The following is a 19,834-nucleotide window of genomic DNA, read 5'->3' as shown; positions in this document are numbered from 1 at the left end:
AACCCTGCTGTGCGCGACCGGCAAAGCGACTGTACCGCGCTCGCCGCATCCCTCCGTTCGGTTTTTTCGATAGCTCGTATCTGCGTTTAGGTCTGGCGGTCAAAAAAAACGCGATCCTAAAATGGGTCCAATCCTTGGGGTCGTGCAAACGCGAACTGCGGGCCGCCGGCCTTCTTTCAACAACGCACGAGAGGCATATGGAACAGACCGTACAGACGAGCCTGCTGATCGGCGGCCATTTCATCGCGGGCGAAGGCGATGTCGAAGACGTGCTGAACCCGGCAACCGGCGACGTCATCGCACGTATCGCGGAGGCATCGGTCGAACAGGTGCAAGCCGCCGTCGCTGCCGCGAGCCGGGCGTTTCCGGGTTGGGCCAAGACCACGCCGAAGGACCGTGCGGCCATGCTGCTCAAGCTCGCCGATGCCATCGAAGCGCGCGCCACCGAGTTCGCGCGGCTCGAATCGCTGAACTGCGGCAAACCGTATCTCGGCGCGCTGAACGACGAAATACCCGCCGTCGCCGATGTTTTCCGCTTCTTTGCCGGCGCATGCCGCACGCAACACGGCCAGCTTGCAGGCGAATATTTGCCGGGTTATACCAGCATGGTGCGGCGCGATCCGCTCGGCGTGGTGGCGTCCATCGCGCCCTGGAATTACCCGCTGATGATGGCCGCGTGGAAGATCGCCCCGGCCATCGCGGCGGGGAACACCGTGGTCCTCAAGCCCTCCGAGCAGACGCCGCTCACCACGCTCAAGCTTGCCGAGTTGATGGCCGCGATTTTTCCGGCGGGCGTGGTCAACGTGGTGATCGGACGCGGCGAGACGGTCGGTGCGCCGCTGATTGCGCAGCCTGACGTGCGCATGATTTCGATTACCGGCGATGTTTCGACGGGCCAGAAAATTCTCGAAGCTGCGTCGCGCACGGTCAAGCGGACGCATCTGGAACTGGGCGGCAAGGCGCCCGTGATCGTCTTCGACGACGCCGACCTGGAACAGGTCGTGGCAGGCCTGCGTACCTTCGGTTACTACAACGCGGGGCAGGATTGCACGGCGGCGTGCCGCATCTATGCGGGACCGAAGATCTACGAAAAGCTGGTCGCGGATCTATCCAGCGCGGTCAGCACGATCCGTTTCGGCGAGCAGCACATGGAAGGCGTCGAAATGGGGCCGCTGATATCCGAGCGGCAACGCAGCCGCGTAGCGAGCTTTGTCGAGCGCGCGGCAAGCCAGAACCATATTGAAGTCACAACAGGCGGCAAGGCAGGCGCATCGCGCGGATTTTTTTACGAGCCGACCGTGATTGCGGGCGCGCGGCAAACCGACGAGATCGTGCGGCGCGAAGTGTTCGGACCGGTGGTGTCGGTGACACGCTTCGACGATACGGAGCAGGCGATTTCCTGGGCCAACGACTCCGACTTCGGCCTTGCGAGTTCCGTGTGGACGCGCGATGTGAATCGCGCCTTCAAGGTCGCCGCCGAACTGCAATATGGCTGCACGTGGATCAACACGCATTTCATGCTCGTCAGCGAGATGCCGCACGGCGGCGTAAAGCGCTCGGGCTACGGCAAGGACATGTCGGTCTACGCGCTCGAGGACTACACCTGCGCGCGTCACATCATGGCGAAGTTCGAATAAGGCGCTTTAGGGCGCTCACGAATTCAAGCAAGCCCTTCAACCTCCGCAGTCAATTCGAGCCAAAGGAAAATCATGGAACCTGTGCATAAGGACGGCGCTCCCGGAGCGCTCGACCACGACGCCCGCCAGTTGCAAAGCATGGGATACACCCAGGAACTCGCGCGCCGGATGAGCGGCTTCTCGAACTTCGCCATCTCGTTCTCGATCATCTGCATTCTCGCGGGCGGCATCACCGCGTTTCCGCAGGCGCTCTCCGCGTTGGGCGGCGGGTCGATCGGTATCGGCTGGCCAGTGGGCGCGCTCTTCGCGATGGTCGTGGCCGCATCGATGGCGCAGATCGCCTCGTCGTATCCGACTGCCGGAGGTCTTTATCACTGGAGTTCGATTCTCGGCAACAAGGGATGGGGATGGGCCACCGCGTGGTTCAACTTGCTCGGATTGATCTTCGTGGTGGCGTCGGTGAATTTCGGCGTCTACGATCCGTTCTTCAAGACGCTGATCGCGCCGCTTTTCGGCATCGACCCGGATTCGCTCGGCTTCTGGTCGCAGACCGGCTTCATCACGGCCGTGACCTTGAGCCAGGCGTGGCTGAATCATCGCGGCATCAAACTCACGACCACGCTTACCGACCTCTCCGGCTACCTGATCTTCGCGATCGCCGTGATCCTGACGCTCGCGCTGCTCGGCTTCTCGAAGACGCCGTTCGACTTCGGGCGGCTCGTCGATTTCACCAACTTCACCGGTTTCGACGGCGGCGCGTGGCCCAAGCAAGGCATGCTCGCGGCGTTCCTCTCGGGCCTTCTGCTGACCATCTACACGATCACCGGCTTCGATGCGTCCGCGCATACCTCGGAAGAAACCCACGACGCCGCGCGCAATGTTCCGAAAGGCATGCTGCGCGCGGTGTTTTGGTCAGCGCTGTTCGGCTACATCATGGTGTGCGCGTTCCTGCTCGTGATGCCGGACATCAAGGAGAGCGTGAAGCTCGGCGGCGGCTTCTTCAACGCCTTGCTCGGCACGTTGCCGACGTGGCTGCGCGTGCCGCTCGGCGTCGGCATTTTCCTGTCGAACTATTTGTGCGGTCTGGCGTGCCTCACGTCCTGCTCGCGGATGATGTACGCCTTCGCTCGCGATGGCGGATTGCCCGCTTCGAACTGGCTCAAGAAGGTCAACGAGACGCATCGGACGCCGGGCGCGGCTATCTGGGTATCGGCGATTCTCGCTATCGCCGCGACGCTTTACGGCGACGCGTTCGCCGTCCTGTCGACCGGCTGCGCCGTGTTTCTCTACGTGTCCTACGTGATGCCCATCGCCGCCGGTCTCAACGCGGAAGGCAAGACGTGGGTGCGCAAGGGCCCGTTCAATCTCGGCGTGTGGTCGAAACCTGTGGCGCTGCTCGCGGTGATCGGCGGCGCGGTGCTGGTCTATGTCGGCATCCAGCCGCCGAACCAGAAAGTGCTTTATATCAGCCTGCTTTTGATCGCGGTGATGGCTGTGTTCTGGTACGGGCTGGGCGTGCGCAACCGCTTCGCCGGACCGCCGGAAGTCAAGAGCGAGATGAAGGCGGCGGTGGAGGCGGAACTGAAGGCGTAACGGTGCGGCGGGCTGCGTTCTTCAATGCGCGTTGATGAAGGCCACGACATCGGTTAAGACCGGCGACGCCGTTTGCGGTGTTGCCGATATCGACTGAATCATCGTATCGTGGCCGAAACCTGGATATTTCTTCAACTCGACCACGTCGTGATGCGCCCGCAGCGCTTCAGCGAAGCGGTCGCTGTTAGCCGGATCGACGTCGGTATCCGCCGTGCCTGCGCCGAGCAGCATCGGCGGCTCGTCTCCGGACACAAACGCGGTGGGCAGCGCGCGCGGACGCAATGCCGCCGGAAAAATTTCGTCCATGTGAGGATCGGTTTTCTGGAATGCGGCATACGGGCCCGCTAAACCGATCATGCCAGCGAGCGAACGTTTGGTCATGCCTTGCGCCGCGAGATAGCGAGGATCGGTCGCGATCATCGCGGCCATGTGTGCGCCGGATGAGTGTCCCATAACGAAAATGCGTCCCGGATCGCCGCCGAATTCGCGCGCGTGATCGCGTGTCCAGCGCAGGGCGGCCATAGGGTCGTCGAGGAAGCCGGGGAACACCGCGTCGGGATAGACCCGGTAATCCGGGATAACCGTGACGATGCCCTGTGCCGCGAGCGCTCGGCCGATGTCTTTGAAATCCGAGCGACGCCCGCCTTGCCAGCCGCCGCCATAGAAGTACACCACGACCGGGTAATTCTCGCGTGAGCCGGGCTCGGGCTTATAGACGTCGAGCTGCTGCCGGGGTCCGTTACCATAGGCAATGCCACCCGGTTCGAAGTGCGCGCGTGCGTGATAGCCGATCAAGACGGACGCGCATGCGGCCAGTGAAAGGGCAATAAACTTTCGTCTCGCCATGTGGCGCGTTTTCCTGTTGGTCTACGGTTGTTAGCGAAATAGGCGCACGCGTTGCGGCCGAACGTCTACAGTAGATATTCGCGGCTTGAACGGCGGACCTCATGCTTGCATGACAAAAATAGGTAGACAAAGGCGGCCACGCACTCGTTCACTCGCATCGTGAACGGCCCGCAAGGCATTTGTACTCGCGATGAAGGCAAGCCGTAGGTTCACGCGCTAAAGGCACAATCAACCCGCGTATTGAGCATTAAACGACGCCGGAAAACGGCCGTAGGTGCGCAAGGCATCGTTTAGATTTTTCGGCTCGCGCTATTAAACGTATTCGCACGACGAGACGCATTGCTCGACTAAAATATTCGCGCTGGAAAGCTTCTCGTCAAAAGTCGCGGATGCAGGATCTAGCGAGGTCACTTACATGAAAGCAACTGCGTTGATTTCCGGTGCCGGTGTGACGGGCCTCGCGCTGGCGCTCTGGCTCGATCGGGCCGGCTACGCCGTCACGCTGGTCGAACGTTCGCCTGCGTTCCGGCGTGGCGGCCAGGCTGTCGATATCCGTGGCGTCGCGCTGAACGTGGTCCGGGCAATGGGCTTGCTCGATGAAGCACGCGCATTGCGCACCCGCTTGAGAGGCATGTCGACGCTCGATGCACAAGGCCACGAAATCGATCGGACAGAGGAGCGCACTTTTAGCGCTGGCCGTCTCGACAGCGACGACATCGAAATCTTTCGCGACGACCTGTGCGAGCTTTTGATGGGTGCCTTGAGCGAACGCGTCGAGTTTGTCTATGGCGACAGTGTCCTCGGCATCGAGGAGCGCGGCGATGGTGTAGACGTGCGGCTTGAAAGTGGACGGGAGAGCCGGTTCGATCTCTTGATCGGCGCGGACGGGCTTTATTCGAATGTACGCAGGTTGTGCTTCGAAAATGAGCACGAGCATGTGCGGCCGTTGAACGTAGTCCTGGCGTTATTCTCGACGCCCAATCTCATTCAGCTAGTCGATTGGCAACTCGGTCATCGTTCGGACGGCCTGGGCTACATCATCTATCCGAGTCTCGACCAGCGCGAATTGCGCATCGGCGTCGGCTTCGAATTGCCAGCGCCACCGCCTGCGCGTAACGATGTGGATGCGCAGAGGCGTCTCGTCGCGCAGCGCTGCGCGCATCTCGGCGGCGCATTCCCGCGCTTTCTCGAATCGGTGATGTCCACGGACCCGTTCTATTACAACGAGCTCGCACAGGTTCGCATGCCGTCGTGGTCGAAGGGCCGCGTCGTTCTGGCGGGCGACGCCGCGCATTGCGCTTCGCCGTTTTCGGGGCAGGGAACGAGTCTCGGGCTGGTCGGCGCGTTCGTGCTGGCGCAGGAAATCGTGCGGAATCGCGACGACACGGGCGACGCCTTTGCGGCCTACGAAACGCGTATGCGCCCGTACGTGCTTCTCAATCAAGATCTCGTCGATCTCAATCGCGGCACGCCGGTCCCGGATGAGCAGATGACCCGCGCGAAGAATGGTATCGACCTGAGCGATCTTTTGAAATGAGCGGCGCCCGGCGGCGTTCGATCCGTTCACGCATAAAAGCGATGACGTTATGCGTTTTTAGCGATTTCATAGCGATAGAAACTGGCACGATCCCACGCTCGGCCAACTCGAAGCATGGACGGCATCGGCTGCATTAGCGGCGCTTACGTCGCGCAGCGAAATCATCGCGGCGATCAAGCGTTATCTCTGTCACCCAGTCGTACTCGCGAAGATGGCTCAACAGATCGAGCACATCAGCGGCGGACGTTTCGCGATCAATCTGGTATTTATGTCTGTGGCGAATCGGAGTCGGCGCGCGGTCGCGATCCATCTCGCGTGCTTTGCGCCGTGGCGATGGCCGCGAGAGCCGACGCACGCAGCGCCACCGTCGAGCAGATTCACGCGGCCTATTCGCTCGGCGGCGATTTTCTGGAAGTGGTCTGTCGCGTGGTGTTGCCCGCGACGCTGCCCGAAATATTGACGGGTCTGCGGATCGCTATCGGCTTCGGATGGACGACGCTCGCGGCCGGGGAAATGGTGGCGGCGACTGCGGGTCTCGGACAGATGGTGCTTAACGCACCAAGTTTCTTCGGCACGGATATGGTGGTGATGGGCATCGTGCCGATCGGCATGTTTGCCTGGGAACTCGACCTTGAGATGCGAGCGCTCGAACGGCGCCTCGTTCCGTAGAAGGGGCGTTAGTGCGACGAGCTTCGACCGTGTCCGCGAGAACATCGACGCCCACGGTCGGAGCTTTCAATGATGCGGCTCTCGCACTTTCTCAATGGACGTGACTGCCCGCAAAAACACGACGCAAGGCGTGGTGTCCATTCGCATCAGCATATGCCAGTCGTCGAAAGAGACAATCTGGCCGTGAACGGTTTCGCCGTCGTGCATGGTCACCTTGATGGTCGATCTATTACGCTGAAGCGCGTGGAAATTGACGTCCTGAAGACGTGCCGTCACCGAACCCATTTTGCTGAACTCCAAAGAAAGCCGGCTATGCCCGGCTTGGAAGGTCACGAACTATTATGTTGGGAGCGGGCAAATGATTGCCGACGGGTCGAATATACGCAAAGCGCGGAGGTCGACCAACTAATTGAATCTGCTAAGCAATGTTGCCGTATGAAGAAAATACTCAGACGTTCTTCGCTATAACCTCTTCGAGTCTCTAGGTTTGCTGGATTCCTTGGCCATTGCGTTTCGATGCGGCAACAGAACGCGGCTTAGCTCGCGATTTCCGGTTCAGGTAATCCACGACGCCGTACGGCGTCATGCTCGAACGTTGTCCACCAGCCCGGCAATCTGCGCGAACTCGACACTCGGGCGTGTGCCGTAAAGACCAGTGACTCGATCAACAAGCTCGTCGGTGAAGAACGCTCTGGCCGCATCTTCCGACTCCCAGACATAGAAGTTCGTTGCCTCACGCTTTTGGGAATTCAGCGTGAAGACCTTCGAGCGAAGTCCTGGCATCCCTTCGAATTTTGCACGCACCGTATCTGCAATCTTCCGCACGGCCTGCTCGTCGAAGTCGTCTTGGTAGCGAAACGTAACGAATACACCGATCATTTCATACTCCTTGCAAGGCGGGCGGCGCCGCGCGGTTCGCGGTCATCGCAGACCGAACGTTGATTCGCTGTGCCATTAGCGATACTCTTAAATCATTCGTGAACGTCCAATGCGGGTTCAACCGGAGACAATCGTTTGGTCAAGCGAGCTTGGGTTTTCTCCTGCATTCTGGCCTTGAACGCGATCCTCGGCGGATGCGGCAAGGGTGGATCTCAAAACACGGCTCAAGACGCGGCGGCATCCGCGAGTCAGGCATCGGCTCCACCGGGCCAAGCCGCGAGTGGCGCACCGGCCGCATCGGCCGTGCAAGAGCGGGGCACGCTAGCCGCCGTCACTAAAGCGCAGTTGCCCGGAGAAGCCGCGGAAACACTGCGTCTGATCAAAGCGGGCGGCCCGTTTCCCTTTAGCGAAGACGGCGTCATGTTCCGCAATAGCTCGACGTTGCTACCGCAGCATCCGCGCGGCTACTACCACGCGTACACGGTTCGCACGCCCGGATCGACGGATCGCGGGCAACGCCGCATCGTGTGTGGCGGGGCGCGCAAAACGACTAGCGAGTGCTATTACACCGACGATTACTACGTCAGTTTCAAACGCATCGCGGAATGAGCGAAAGTTAAGAAGCGCTCCGGCCGCCTAGCAAAGACGGCGGAGCGCTAATCTTTTCAAAGAACGTATGTCGCGACGATGCAGGCGGCTGGTGTTAGCGCCGGCCGTCGATCGCATCGTTCAAAGAGCAGACGTTTGAACATCTGCTCCGCACCGCGCACGCTACTTGACGTTGAATGGATAGTCACCATGGGTGCGATGTCCATCGGCGGCGACGGCCACCCAATGCACGGTATAGCGACCCGCGTTCAGCGGGGGCAGCGCGACGATGGCAACGTCCGGGTGATGCGCGTCGATCGCGGATTTCTCCGTGGTCACGGTCTTTCCCGCCGCATCGGTGACTGTGAGCGATGAGAACGAAGGCTCAAGCGGTCCGTCGAACAGAATCTTGACCTCGGCGGGGTCCGCAACGGTGGCCCCCGCGGACGGCTCCTGCTTTTTCGGAAAGACATGCGCCATCGCGGCGTCGCCAAACGCCAACCCAAGGCACAACGTGGCCGCGCTTATCGTGGGTCGCCAGGACAGGTTAGAGATTTTCATGGTCCGTTCCTCGCTCGTTAGAACAGTGGCTTGCCGATGCTGTTCGGCGCGATATCGTCGAGAAAGATATGCGCCTGCACGAGAATCCCCACATGCGATCCGCTCGCCCGGTTAACCGGTATCTGCGCCTCGACGCCGAACTGTCCGTAGCGGTTTATCCAGATAAAGCCGGGATTGACCGTGCCCGTCGTCACGCCCTGGCTGCGGGACAACGGAATTTCGACGAGGGGAATGATGTTGGACAGCGGCTGCGGCAACCCCAGGTCGTGCACATGTTGCTGCAGATAGGGAAGGCTGTACTGGACGGTGAAGCCGTAATTGAATGCATTGGGCTGGCCCGCGCCGGTCGTGAGCGACGGGCCTAGCTCGCCGGTGATCGCGATGGGCCGCAAGTAGGCGAGCGAGTCCGGCAGATCGCCCATGCCCTTGCCCGCGAACAGGGTCGGCGAGATGGTCGAAAAATTGTCGGCGATGGCCCGGCTGCCGGTGCTGCCGATCTCCGCGTCCACACCGATCGACGTCATGAATTCGTGGGCTTCATTCACGTACAACAGGTACTTGAGACCCACGCCGAAGTTATCGAAGCCGCGTGATGTCGGGTTGTTCTGCATCGTGTAAGTGCCGCCGACCGATACCGCGAGCCGTGAGGTGATCAGCTTGTCGTATTCGACATCGAAGGTATTGATGTTTTGATCGCCGCCGTCGCCCGGAACACGAACGTGCCCGAACTGGAAGTTGGCTTCATCGCCGACACCGGGGTCGTCCACGGCCATTGTCGAGGGGAATACGCGATCGCCCGCGATAGCGTGGGCCTGCGTAAGGGATGGCGTGAGCAATGCCGCGAGCGCCAGCAGGCTTGCAGACGCCTGCATAGGCGGCGTCGCGCGCAGCGGCCGCCCGCAGCGCGTTGATTGAGTGAACATGGTCAGTCCTTTTTCTCGGTCACGTCGAAGTCTTGACGCGGGCGACGAGCGCCGCGCGCAGACAGGCACGCGGCAGCGCAAACGCCGGCCGCATGACAAAAGTGAATCGCGAAATCAGGACAAGGTGGGTGGAGCGCGAGGCTGGAACGAGGCGAGCGGTTCGACAAGACGAGCGCTTTCGAAGCGCGTCGCGACCGGATGCTGGATGAGAAGAGACGTAACCGCGAAAGTCGCCGGAACGCCCGGCACGACGGGAACGTGTGCGAGCAAACTGCAATAGCCGCACGCCTGACCGTCCGACAAAGTCGTGTCCGTCCGCGATTTGTCGTCGTCCGCGTCGTGCTGCATGGACGGCATGGAAGCCATGTCGCAATCCGATGCCATCGACGAATCGCCGTGGCGGGCAGCCGCGAGCGTTTGCGAAACCGTCGGCGCGAGCGTCACCATCAGGATTGCAAGCAATCCCAGGAGGCTGGCAATCTTCCGATATAAACGGCTCCGCATTCGTCGGCGAACTCGGCAGGAAATGTTGGCGGATTATGCCACGCGCTTTTGGTTAAACGCCCGCAGAAACACGGGCTATTCGAGCCGGAATCAAACGCGGTCCTATCGATTTTTGTAGCGCGAATACTGTACGGCCCGCGTCATTTTCCGCCCACGAAGTAGAACACATCGGAGCGGTCTGTGGCCGGCAATGCCGCAAGCAGCCGTCCCGCGTCGAGCACGGCGTTGCCCGCGACGCTGACGCCCGGCTCGGCGCAAGGCGCTCCGCCGAACGTGAGCGAGACGTCGTACGCGTCGAGTCCCGCGTGCGGCGCGATCTTGCCCTGGAACGCGCATCCGCCGGGCATGGTTCCCGCGAGCAAACCATCCGCCGTGACCGTTACCTGCGCGCTCGTTCTGCCTTTCGTCGATCCAGCCTGTCCGCTATACAAGCCCGCCGCCGCCGCGAGCGATGGCGTTTGTCCGAGCATCTGGTCGGCGACGGCCGCGAAATTCAGCGGCGATGCCGCCGCCTCGCCGCTCGCGACAACCGCACCCGCCACGTTGGGCGCGTGCGAAAAGTCGACCGACATGGATACCCGCGCGCCACCCGGCGGGCGGAACGTAAAGTTCGTCGCCTGGATGCTTTTGAATTGGCCGTCGGAGGATTGCTGCCCGGCAAACACCACCACGACGCCGCCAAGCGCCGCGTTCCCCGGCGCATCCGGCCCATAGAAAAGATACGCGGTGCCGTCGTAGAGCATCAGCAAGGTGGCTGCGCGGTGCGACGCGAGCGCGCCTTTATAGACGCCCGCCGAGGTCAGCGACAATCCGCTCGACGCGCTTCCCGCCTGCAGCGGTCCGGTGATCGGCGCGCTGGCCGTACACGCTGTCAGCAAGGCGGGCAGAGCGGCCAGGGCGACGGCGGCGACGAAACGCTTCTTCATGGCAGGTCCTTTCGTATAGGGGCCGGCATCCGGAGTCCGAGGTTCATCCGCGCATCAGGCCGCGACCAAGCGTGACTTTAGCGCGTAATCGAACCGCGTATGCGTACACCTCGTTTAATGCGGACGAAAGCGCTATTCTGCGAAAAGCCCGGCCTGTCGACGCTGCCCGATAGCGTGCGCTATCTCGTCCGGCGTCGCTTTGTCGTTCGGCATGGAGGTAGAAGCGTGAAGCATCTCGTCATTTCGCTCGCCGTGTTCGTTTGCGTGTTTTCTTGCGCGATGCTCGGCTTCTACTTGCGCGAACGGCTACCCCAACACCATCTCAACGAAGAATCTTCCAGTTCGATCAAGCTCGCCACGGGTCTCATAGCGACAATTTCGGCGCTCGTGCTGGGGCTCCTGATTTCATCCGCGAAGAATTCGTTCGATACCGTGAGCGGCGACCTCGTGCGCAACGCGGTGAACATCGTCCGGCTCGACCGCGCGCTTGCGGAATATGGATCGGAGACGGGCGCATTGCGCGCGCAACTCAGAAGCAATTACGCGACGTGGATCGATATGATCGGTTCCGGCGATTCGCGTGAACTCGACCGGCTTAACGGGCCGGACGTGGTCGGTCAGATCGAGCATTTCCAGCGCAGCCTCGCGCAACTCGCGCCCGACACGGCCGCCAAGCGGCAGCTGCAAACGCGCAGCATGGAAATTTCCGACGAAGTTTTTGCGGCGCGATGGCTCGCGCTTTTGCAAAAGCGAGGTTCGATCCCGATGACGCTGCTGGTCGTGCTGGTGTCGTGGCTTGCGATTATCTTCGGGACGTTCGGCCTGTTTTCTCCGCGTAATGGCACGGTCATCTTCTTTTTTTTGCTGTGCGCGTTCTCGGCGTCCGGGGCGATCTTCGTGATTCTTGAAATGGACACGCCGCTCGACGGCATGATTACCGTATCTACTGCACCGATGCGCGAAGCGCTCGCGCGCCTCGGCTCGTAGGCGTCACCGGCGAGAGGTCGGATCATGCAACTGCAAACGGGCAACCTGTTCAGCTTCGAAAAAACGAGCGGCGGCGAGGAGCGGATCGACGTGCTTCTCACCGGGCAACGCCTGAACGTGGAGCGGATCGTTTCCATGGGGCAGGCGAGTCCCGAAGGATTCTGGTACGACGACTCGCGCGCCGAATGGGTTGTGCTGCTGTCGGGCGCGGCGGCGCTCGAGTTCGAAAAAGAGCCGGCGCTGCACGAGATGCGTCCCGGCGATTACGTGCTGATCGACGCGCATTGCCGGCATCGCGTTGCGTGGTCGCATGCTGAAACGCCTAGCGTCTGGCTCGCGATCTATTACTGAACGAATCGCGAGGCTTTAATTTGTTCGAACCGTTAAGGCTCTACGATGGCAGGGTAAATTTATAGCGCGTCGCAAGTGACGCATCGCACGTTTTGTCGCGATGGCGCATCGATCGCTGCGCCCGGCTGAAACCGTCAAAGCATTTCGTGTGATGTAACCGGCGATGCGCGCGATCTCCCGGGGATTAGCTTTCTGCGCTAGCCGGCGTCACGAGGATCACGCTGTCGCCGTCCGCGCTGCTTCGACGCGATATGGCTGCTCATCGTCTCGGCGCACCTGAACTAGCGAGCGCACCACCGCAGTATCGATCGACCTCATGCAGCCTCGCAACCCGCGAGGCTTGCGACGTTTCCGCCCGAATCATAAAAACGTGGAGCGACTGACGCGATGGAAAATACGACACATGGTCCGCTTCCGCTCGTGGTCGGTGTAACCGGTCACGTCGATCTGCAGCCGGACGCGCACGAGGCCGTGGCCGCGTCGGTGCGCAATCTGCTCGAGTCGCTAGTCAAGTGCTTTGGAAATTCGGACATCTGGGTCATGACGGCGCTTGCCGAAGGCGCCGATCAACTGGTGGCCGAAGCCGCGCAGGCGTTGCACTTACCACTGGTCGCGGTGCTTCCGATGCCGCTCGACGACTACGAGCGGACCCTCCAGACCGACGCGGGTCGCAAGCGTTTGCATACGCTTTGGAGCGAGGCGGCGCTGCGGATGGAATTGCCGTGGATCGACGATGGCGAAGAGCCGAATCGCAATGAGCTGCAATACGAGCAGGTGGGACTCGTTATCACGCACTTCAGCCATGTCATGGTGGCGCTCTGGAACGGCAACGGCGAGTGGCAGCCGGAAGCCAAGGGCGACGAGCGATCCGACCGGCGAGGCGGGACCGCGCATATCGTCTATTTGCGGGCTGTCGGTGAGTACGAATCGCCGGTGTATCAACGTAGCCAGATTTTTCCTCATGTTCGCACCACGCTGTATCCCGTCGAGAGTGGGCTGACGTTTCGGATCGCCACGCCGCGGGAAAGCGCGCAAGGGTGTGTCGGCGTCGCCGGATCGCTCTGGCTGCGCACCGGCAGAAGCAGCGAGGTCGCGATCGATGCGGACAGAACAGAGGCTGAATTGCGCGAAGGCAGCAGAACGTCCGAACTTCATCCGATGGAAGAAGAGGCGCGGCACACGTTGAATGCGACGCCAGGCGAATTAGCCAGGCTGAACAAGGCGAATGGCCTGCTGGCGGAGATTGCACAGACGCGCGGGCAACGCATTGCGCGGTCTGCCGAGCGCCTGCTGCCGCCCGATGCGATGCGCACGCTCGGCGGCCAACGACTGCCGGCCACGGCGATCCGAGACGCTCACGCAATGGCGGACGCCTTTTCGCAAAAAAATCGGGTTCTCATTTTTCTGGCTTTATATGCCCTCATCCTGGTACTGCTCGCGAGCGTTTTGACCTTTGAGCAATTCGTCCATCACCGCGAAAAGCGAATGTTGTTGGTCTATTACGTCCTCATTAACGGGTTGGCCGCGCTTGCGTACCGCACCCTTATTCGTCCCGGACAATGGCAAAACCATTTCCAGGATTATCGGGCGCTCGCCGAAGCGCTTAGGGTTCAGTTCTTTTGGGGACTTTCAGGAATCCGTTGCGGCGTACAGGATTTCTATATGCGCAAGCATCAGGACGAACTGAGCTGGATCCGTACGGCATTGCGCGGAACGGCACTGCACGCGCTGGCGATGGGCCTCGGACCGGTTCAACGCGAGGTGGTCACGCGATATTGGATCGAGAGTCAGTTCGATTATTTCAGCGGCGCGGGCCGGCCCGCCGGCACCTTGGGTAAAGCCGAGTACAACAGGAGAAAATGGGTCGTTCTCGAGTGGCTAGCTTGGTTCTTTTATCTGGTGGGGATGGGAATGGCCGCGTTGCTGCTTTTCGCAAAGCCTGCCGCCCCCGACGACACGTTTCATTCATTGTTGGTCACCGCGATCGGTTTCGCGCCCGCTCTCGCCGGCGCGCTTACCATCTTTTCGGAGAAACGGGCATTCAAGGATCACGCGCATCAGTACAGCCGGATGGGCCGACTCTTCGGCAAGGCGCTGGCGCTCGTGACGCAACTGGACGTCGGGAAGGAAGAGGAGTTCAAGGCGATAGTCGGCGATCTGGGTGCCGAGGCGCTGGCCGAGAACGGAGATTGGCTGATATCGCATCGCGACCGCCGCGTCGAACCGATCAAAGGCGGGTGAGCGCGGTCGTTGGCGCGTCGCGTTCTTTTAAACGGTCGCCCGACAGAGCCGAGGCACGAACGCCTTTCGACGTTTCGAAAACGCAACGGTTTTCGTCCGCCTTTCATCTCGGCGCTGCGTATGAATACCGAGAATCGTGTGCAAGCGCCGAACGCAGAGTGGGCGGGGCTTTCGCAGGCGCGGTCGTCTTACTGGCGCGTCCGATAATCGGCACGCTTCGCTGAATAAACCTCAGACTTGCAACACTTCTTAAGCACGCCCCCGGACGCACGTTCTTGGCGGCGCGCGGCGAGTCGTTCCTTATCCACGGGAACGCGCAAACGATAGCCCGATTTTCGACCTGACTCTCGCGAGACGTCCTTCAAGCAAGCGTCTCCATTTCGTCTATTCAAAACTGAATCAAATCCGCGCGCGAGCGCAGCGTGCGGCGCGCGACATATCGTGAGCCTGCTTACTGGTAGCGGATTCGTCGTTCCTGGCACGACTCTCGCTTATGTCTGACAAAGCACACAAAACAGCCGTGAGGGGTTTCATACAAACGGCGATAGATGTGCTCCGGGGCTGGTCGCTGCGGATTTTCGATGAACGCCATCAGATGCGAACACGAAATCCGCAGCGCGCCAGATAAAAATACAGCGCACATCGCGCGAGACCAAGAGAAGCAAAAATCATGTTGACCCTTCAGTCCGACCTGCACGGCAATCATTTATTGGGCGCGCTTCCCGCGCAAGAATGGCAGGCGCTCGCACCGCATCTCGAACTCGTCCAGTTACGCACCGAGCAACTGCTGTGCGACTCCGGCCAACGCATTCATCACGTCTATTTCCCGACGACGGCCATCGTGTCGCTGCTTCACACGATGGAAGATGGCGGCACCGCCGAAGTCGCGGCGGTCGGGCGTGAAGGCATGACGGGCGTGCCCGTCTTGACCGGCGGCGACACGATGCCGACGCGCGTTCAGGTTCAGCGCGAGGGCTTCGCGTATCGGATGAGCGCGAGCGCCTTGCGTGAACACTTTGGCCGCTCGGATTTCCTGCGCCGGATCATGCTGCTGTACATGCAAGCGCTGCTCACGCAAGTGGCGCAAACGGCGGCGTGCAATCGCCATCACACGCTGAGCAAGCAACTGTGCCGCTGGCTGCTGATCCAGGCAGATCGTACGTCGTCGGAACAATTCCGGGTGACCCAGCAGATGATCGCGGACATGCTCGGCGTGCGTCGCGAAGGCGTGACGGAAGCGGCCGGCAAGTTGCACGATGCCGGCCTGATCCATCACAGCCGTGGATGCATCAAGGTGCTCGATCGCGCGGCGCTCGAAGCGCGTGCTTGCGAGTGCTACGGAATCGTCAAGCGCGAGTTCGACCGGATGCTGCCGAGCACGCGTCGTGTGGAAGCGGTGGCTTAAGGGTGAACGGTGGGACGAGCAGGGCTTGAGCGGTCCTCCTCGAAAGTGACTTGAAGCTACCTGGACGAGTCGCGCATGCCGGCTTTGTCCTCGATTGCCGCGACGAACTGTGCGACGAGCCGCGCCACCTCGGCCGGCGCTTCGAGCGGGGACAGGTGTCCCGTTCCGGGCAGAATGTGCATCGCCGCGTGCGGGATGCGCGGCAGCAATTCCGTTTGCACGGTCGCGACGCGGTCCACCTGATCTAGCTCACCGGCGATGACGATGGTCGGCACGTCGATCGACGCGACCGCCGCCGTAATGTCCTCGCGCATGGCCACATTCGGCCACGCGGCCTTGGCCTCTGGCGCACCCTTCAAGCTGTCCTCGATGACTTGTTCACGACAAGCCGCGTCGAGCGTCTTCGCGGTCAGAACATGATCGATCACGTATTCGACCGATTCGCGCGATTGATACGCGCCCGCCAGCGTCGCGCGTTCCTCGTCGGAAAGAAGCATCGGCGAGGGAGGCGACGGCGCGACGAGCACAAGACCTTCGAGTCCGCCCGGCCGGTGCGATGCCATAAGTTGAGCGACCTTCCCACCCATCGAATGACCGACCAGAACATAGCGCCGCAGACCTAGCGCGTCGATGACGCCTTCGGCATCGGCGGCAAGATCGGCAATGCGGTAACTGTCGGCGGGCGCTTCGGAATCGCCCCAGCCGCGATGATCGGTGGCAACGATTCGATAACGACCGGACAGTTCGCGAGCGACCCGGTCCCAAGTGCGCGACGAGCCGCCGTAGTAGTGCAGGAACACCAGTGCCAACTCGCCGTCGCCCTGTTGCTTGACGTGAATCCGCGTACCGTTCGACTTGATTTCCATTTCCACATCCCTCGTTCGTTAGTTGATGTTCGAATAGTAGATTCAAGCCTTCGACTTGATAATTGCCGCATCGGTGGGGTCAGTCGATAATGGTGTTATCGAATGGGAGGGCAAAATGGACCGGCTTACGAGTCTCGGCGTGTTCGTCGCCGCGGTGGAGGAAGGTAGCCTGGCCGCGGCGGCGCGTCGCTTCGGGCTATCGGCGGCGATGGCCGGCAAGCACGTGAGCGCCCTTGAGGCCGAACTGAACGCACGGCTGCTTCAACGCACGACGCGGCGCTTGAGTCTCACCGATACCGGCCAGACTTACTACGAGCGAAGCAAGCGAATTCTCGAAGCCTTCGACGAAGCCACGCGGGAAGCGAGCGATTCGCAAGCCACGGCGCGCGGCGTGTTGCGCGTCGCCGCGCCGGTCACGTTCGGCGCGATGCACCTGGGCGGCGTGGTGGCGCGCTATCTTGAGGACCATCCGCACGTCAGCGCGGAAGTGCTGCTGGGTGACCGCTATGTCGATCTCATCGACGCGGGCGTCGATGTCGCGATCCGGATCGGACGGCTGGATTCGCCGGGACTCGTGACGCGGCGGCTTGCGCCGTGCCGAATGGTCGTGTGTGCGTCGCCCGGGTATCTCGAGCGCCATGGAACGCCGCGCAAGCCGGACGACTTGCGGCGCGCGCAACGGCTTGCGTTCAGCGAGGCCGTGTCGGCGGGAGACTGGACTTTACGCGACGCGAAAGGCCGCGCGCACGTGATCGACGGGCCTTGCCGGATGACGGCGAACAATACGCAGATGCTGCTCGCCTCCGCGCTCGCCGGCGCCGGCATTGCGTATGGTCCGACCTTCGTGTTCGGCGAGCACATCCGCCGCGGCGAGCTTGTGGCGCTGCTGCCCGCATATCGCACGGTCGACCTGACGATTCAGGCCGTCTATCCGAGCGCGCGGCGGATACCGCTCAAGGTGCGGCGGTTTGTCGATTATCTTGCCGGGATGTTTGGCGATGAACCGAGTTGGGATCGGGAGCGCGTGGGTTAGGAAGGTAGTGTTCAAGGGTCGTTGCGAGTGCCAATTCACACCGGTTTCCACGATCGCGTTCGCCGCCGACGGCGCGGCACCCGGCACCCGGCACGCGGGACGCAAAGCATTTGCTCGACGGCACACTGACCTTCCACGTCGACGCCTTCTATCACTAACCTCAAGTTTGCGACGCATCGACCGTTAGATACGTTAGGAGCGGCCGCATCAGGTAAATATTCCCATGCGAGTCGCGGCTATCGAATAACTTCTCGGTGCAGGGATAGATGAAGAAGGCAGTGTTTGCGGATGCGGTGGGCGGCGTCATCTTGACGGTGTTCGTTACCGCGATACTTGTCATGCTGCACGCGCAGGTGGGCGGAGATCATGGCATCGTCAATTTCCTCGGCAGCGCGGAACTGCCGATTGTCGCCTCCGTACTCATGCTGGATTCGCTGCGCGAAGCGATCGGCTCGATCTACGAAGGCGAGCATCGGCAGAATATTTTCGTGGCGGGCATCGTGCTCTTCGTCATCGCGCTCCTGCTTGCATCGAAAGGCGTGGACATTGAAGTGGCGCGCCATCATGCGCTCGAACATGCCGTGCTGAGCGCAAGCGCCTTGCCTTCCTCAGCCGCGCCGATTCAACAAAGCTGGCTCTTCGATGCCGAGCGCGCACTTCCGCTGCCCGGATGGCTCGTGCCTGCCAATGTGCTGGTATGGATCGCGGCGATTCTCGTGTCGATCTGGAATCGCGTGATCGCGATCAGCGAGAAGGCGCGCTTCATTTCAGCCGAAAACGTTCAGGCGTTCGTGTGCCTGCTGGACGAAAGCCGACGCGACAATGCGTTGATCACCTCCCTGATCGAAGAAGAGCGTAGCGCTCGCGCTGATCTGAAACCCGAGGCAGACGGCCGCGATCCCCACCAGTTGCGCGCCGCGCGGCGACGCCACGCGCATGCCATCGAGGCGCTGCAGATGTGTCTGCGCTTGCGCACGGAGGATGAAGACGATAGCCACCTCCGCCGCCCAACCGAGGTTTCGTTCAAATGATTCAACTGCTTTTACACCTTCTAGGCCCACGCTATGCCAGCCGGCATTTGTTCAAATTGCTCGTGCTCGGTGCAGTTTGGCTCGCGATAGGCAGCTTCGTCGTGATCGACGCACTCGACGGCGCGCTGTGGTTTCCGTTGCAGACGTTTGGCGTGCTCCTGACTTTCGAAGGTCTCGCCGCCATTTTTCTCGCGAAGAGCGGCCTCTCGCTGCAAACGCACTTTCGCCTCGTCAAAGGCATCATCGGGGTGCTGATCGGCGTGCTTGTCATTGCACGGCATACCTATTCCGACTTCGTTCTGGCGATGCTTTTCGGCGCCGGATTTGCGCTCGAAGGCGCCTTGCTGATCGCCGCTTCCTGGATGGTGCGCTATCGCCACTGGCGCTCGACCATGGCGCTAGGCGTCTTCAGCATCGTTCTCGCGATTATCTTCTTTCAGCCTTATCCGACTCACTATCGGGGCACGGTGCCGTACTGCATCGGCATGTGGATGGCGTTGAGCGGCTGCCGCATGATCTGGTTGTATTTGCGGCTGCGTAAATCGGCGCGCGCGCGAGCGACGGAATTCGCAATCGAGCACGATGCCGCCGAACCGATGATCGTCCACGTCTGGACTCCGCTCGGCTCATCGAAAGGCAAGGCGGTAAGCCGGCCGGTTGTCGATCGCTATATCGCTGCGGTCGACGTCAACGGTGTCATTTCGACCGGCCACGCCGCGCTCGAAGCGGGCGGGTTGTACCTGAGTCTTTACCCGGCAGTGGAGATCGACCGTTCGCCCGACGAATTCACGCGCCTGCTGCGCGCCGATGCATCGAACAACGTGAAGGGCCGCTATCTGCCGAGTTATCCGGAGGAAGCCGCGAGCTGGTGCGAATCGACCATGCGGATCACGTTCCGGCGCTTCAGCGCCGAGCGTTTGCAAGCGTTCGCGCACACATTCAAATTGGCCGAAATCTATAACCTGACCAATCGCAACTGTTCGAGCAGCGTTGCTGAAGCGATCGACGTTGCGCTGGAGGGGGCGGCATACCGCAGTGGTGCGTGGTCGGATGCGTTGCGTCTCGTCACCACACCCGAGTTGTGGATCGCCGCGCAACTCCGGCATCGCGCGCACACCATGGCGTGGACGCCGGGACTGGTTCTCGACTACGCGCGGGCGCTTCGGATCGTGACGCATCCGCCGGCTGTCGGATGGTTCGCGCTCGCGGCGCTGGCGATGAGACATACACGTCGCGTTCGCGGCGGTTAGGCTCACG

19 protein-coding genes and 2 pseudogenes are annotated in these 19,834 nt (G+C 61.3%); 13 read left to right on the top strand and 8 right to left on the bottom strand.

Going from position 1 to position 19,834, the window contains the following annotated elements; translation table 11 throughout:
• The first annotated feature begins 197 nt into the window (after nucleotides 1-197).
• Both AC3D25_RS19860 and AC3D25_RS19855 read left to right on the top strand, forming a co-directional pair.
• Nucleotides 198-1,637: a gamma-aminobutyraldehyde dehydrogenase gene (locus AC3D25_RS19860; RefSeq protein WP_488890158.1), complete on the top strand. Its 1,440-nt coding sequence runs from the start codon at nucleotides 198-200 to the stop codon at nucleotides 1,635-1,637.
• A gap of 72 nt (nucleotides 1,638-1,709) precedes the next feature.
• Nucleotides 1,710-3,230: an amino acid permease gene (locus AC3D25_RS19855; protein WP_488890157.1), complete on the top strand. Its 1,521-nt coding sequence runs from the start codon at nucleotides 1,710-1,712 to the stop codon at nucleotides 3,228-3,230.
• A gap of 21 nt (nucleotides 3,231-3,251) precedes the next feature.
• Here the strand turns inward: AC3D25_RS19855 and AC3D25_RS19850 are convergent, their stop codons facing one another.
• Nucleotides 3,252-4,076 carry an alpha/beta hydrolase gene (locus AC3D25_RS19850; RefSeq protein ID WP_488890156.1) on the bottom strand — a complete coding sequence of 275 codons (825 nt, stop codon included), beginning with the start codon at nucleotides 4,074-4,076 and terminating at the stop codon, nucleotides 3,252-3,254.
• Between the two features lie 415 nt (nucleotides 4,077-4,491).
• Here AC3D25_RS19850 and AC3D25_RS19845 point away from each other — a divergent pair, with 415 nt between their 5' ends.
• The 3 genes and pseudogenes from AC3D25_RS19845 to AC3D25_RS19835 form a co-directional block, all read left to right on the top strand.
• The gene (locus AC3D25_RS19845) at nucleotides 4,492-5,613 is read left to right on the top strand and encodes an FAD-dependent oxidoreductase (protein WP_488890155.1); all 1,122 of its coding nucleotides are present in this window, start codon (nucleotides 4,492-4,494) and stop codon (nucleotides 5,611-5,613) included.
• Nucleotides 5,614-5,692: 79 nt separating this feature from the next.
• A pseudogene (locus tag AC3D25_RS19840) lies at nucleotides 5,693-5,878 on the top strand (LLM class flavin-dependent oxidoreductase); the annotation flags it as partial.
• A gap of 33 nt (nucleotides 5,879-5,911) precedes the next feature.
• Nucleotides 5,912-6,282: pseudogene (locus AC3D25_RS19835) on the top strand (ABC transporter permease subunit); the annotation flags it as partial.
• Nucleotides 6,283-6,348: 66 nt separating this feature from the next.
• Here the strand turns inward: AC3D25_RS19835 and AC3D25_RS19830 are convergent.
• Together AC3D25_RS19830 and AC3D25_RS19825 are read right to left on the bottom strand one after the other, a co-directional pair.
• The gene (locus tag AC3D25_RS19830; protein WP_488890154.1) at nucleotides 6,349-6,567 is read right to left on the bottom strand and encodes an RNA chaperone Hfq; all 219 of its coding nucleotides are present in this window, start codon (nucleotides 6,565-6,567) and stop codon (nucleotides 6,349-6,351) included.
• A 297-nt stretch (nucleotides 6,568-6,864) separates the two neighbouring features.
• The gene (locus tag AC3D25_RS19825; protein ID WP_488890153.1) at nucleotides 6,865-7,161 is read right to left on the bottom strand and encodes a YdhR family protein; all 297 of its coding nucleotides are present in this window, start codon (nucleotides 7,159-7,161) and stop codon (nucleotides 6,865-6,867) included.
• Nucleotides 7,162-7,335: 174 nt separating this feature from the next.
• Between AC3D25_RS19825 and AC3D25_RS19820 the strand changes: the two genes are divergently transcribed.
• Nucleotides 7,336-7,770, top strand: coding sequence for a ribonuclease (locus AC3D25_RS19820; RefSeq protein WP_488890152.1), 435 nt, complete (start codon nucleotides 7,336-7,338; stop codon nucleotides 7,768-7,770).
• A gap of 162 nt (nucleotides 7,771-7,932) precedes the next feature.
• Here the strand turns inward: AC3D25_RS19820 and AC3D25_RS19815 are convergent, their stop codons facing one another.
• From AC3D25_RS19815 to AC3D25_RS19800, 4 genes are all read right to left on the bottom strand, one after another.
• The gene (locus AC3D25_RS19815; RefSeq protein WP_488890480.1) at nucleotides 7,933-8,229 is read right to left on the bottom strand and encodes a copper resistance CopC family protein; all 297 of its coding nucleotides are present in this window, start codon (nucleotides 8,227-8,229) and stop codon (nucleotides 7,933-7,935) included.
• Nucleotides 8,230-8,327: 98 nt separating this feature from the next.
• Entirely contained in the window at nucleotides 8,328-9,233 is a 906-nt protein-coding gene (locus AC3D25_RS19810; protein WP_488890151.1) for a hypothetical protein, read from the bottom strand.
• A gap of 114 nt (nucleotides 9,234-9,347) precedes the next feature.
• Nucleotides 9,348-9,737 carry a DUF2946 domain-containing protein gene (locus tag AC3D25_RS19805; RefSeq protein ID WP_488890150.1) on the bottom strand — a complete coding sequence of 130 codons (390 nt, stop codon included), beginning with the start codon at nucleotides 9,735-9,737 and terminating at the stop codon, nucleotides 9,348-9,350.
• Between the two features lie 140 nt (nucleotides 9,738-9,877).
• On the bottom strand, nucleotides 9,878-10,663 hold the full coding sequence (locus AC3D25_RS19800) for a hypothetical protein (protein ID WP_488890149.1): 786 nt from the start codon (nucleotides 10,661-10,663) through the stop codon (nucleotides 9,878-9,880).
• Nucleotides 10,664-10,888: 225 nt separating this feature from the next.
• On the opposite strand from AC3D25_RS19800, the gene AC3D25_RS19795 reads away from it, so the two are divergent.
• From AC3D25_RS19795 to AC3D25_RS19780, 4 genes are all read left to right on the top strand, one after another.
• Nucleotides 10,889-11,650, top strand: a complete 762-nt coding sequence (locus AC3D25_RS19795; protein WP_488890148.1) for a bestrophin-like domain — start codon at nucleotides 10,889-10,891, stop codon at nucleotides 11,648-11,650.
• Between the two features lie 24 nt (nucleotides 11,651-11,674).
• On the top strand, nucleotides 11,675-12,001 hold the full coding sequence (locus tag AC3D25_RS19790; protein ID WP_488890147.1) for a cupin domain-containing protein: 327 nt from the start codon (nucleotides 11,675-11,677) through the stop codon (nucleotides 11,999-12,001).
• 420 nt (nucleotides 12,002-12,421) lie between these two features.
• Nucleotides 12,422-14,242, top strand: coding sequence for a hypothetical protein (locus AC3D25_RS19785; RefSeq protein ID WP_488890146.1), 1,821 nt, complete (start codon nucleotides 12,422-12,424; stop codon nucleotides 14,240-14,242).
• Nucleotides 14,243-14,912: 670 nt separating this feature from the next.
• The gene (locus AC3D25_RS19780; RefSeq protein WP_488890004.1) at nucleotides 14,913-15,647 is read left to right on the top strand and encodes a Crp/Fnr family transcriptional regulator; all 735 of its coding nucleotides are present in this window, start codon (nucleotides 14,913-14,915) and stop codon (nucleotides 15,645-15,647) included.
• Nucleotides 15,648-15,703: 56 nt separating this feature from the next.
• On the opposite strand, the gene AC3D25_RS19775 is transcribed toward AC3D25_RS19780, so the two are convergent.
• Nucleotides 15,704-16,513 (bottom strand): alpha/beta fold hydrolase, encoded by an 810-nt coding sequence (locus AC3D25_RS19775; RefSeq protein WP_488890145.1) that lies wholly within the window; start codon nucleotides 16,511-16,513, stop codon nucleotides 15,704-15,706.
• A gap of 115 nt (nucleotides 16,514-16,628) precedes the next feature.
• On the opposite strand from AC3D25_RS19775, the gene AC3D25_RS19770 reads away from it, so the two are divergent.
• From AC3D25_RS19770 to AC3D25_RS19760, 3 genes are all read left to right on the top strand, one after another.
• Nucleotides 16,629-17,546 carry a LysR family transcriptional regulator gene (locus tag AC3D25_RS19770; RefSeq protein ID WP_488890144.1) on the top strand — a complete coding sequence of 306 codons (918 nt, stop codon included), beginning with the start codon at nucleotides 16,629-16,631 and terminating at the stop codon, nucleotides 17,544-17,546.
• Nucleotides 17,547-17,812: 266 nt separating this feature from the next.
• Nucleotides 17,813-18,577 carry a hypothetical protein gene (locus AC3D25_RS19765; protein WP_488890143.1) on the top strand — a complete coding sequence of 255 codons (765 nt, stop codon included), beginning with the start codon at nucleotides 17,813-17,815 and terminating at the stop codon, nucleotides 18,575-18,577.
• Nucleotides 18,574-19,827, top strand: coding sequence for an HdeD family acid-resistance protein (locus tag AC3D25_RS19760; RefSeq protein ID WP_488890142.1), 1,254 nt, complete (start codon nucleotides 18,574-18,576; stop codon nucleotides 19,825-19,827). The genes AC3D25_RS19765 and AC3D25_RS19760 overlap by 4 nt, the downstream gene beginning before the upstream one ends.
• Nucleotides 19,828-19,834: the final 7 nt, after the last annotated feature.

The sequence above is a fragment of the Caballeronia sp. SL1002 genome (genome assembly GCF_057814995.1).
Note: the sequence above shows the minus strand (reverse complement) of the source record. Positions and strands in the feature narration are given on the sequence as shown.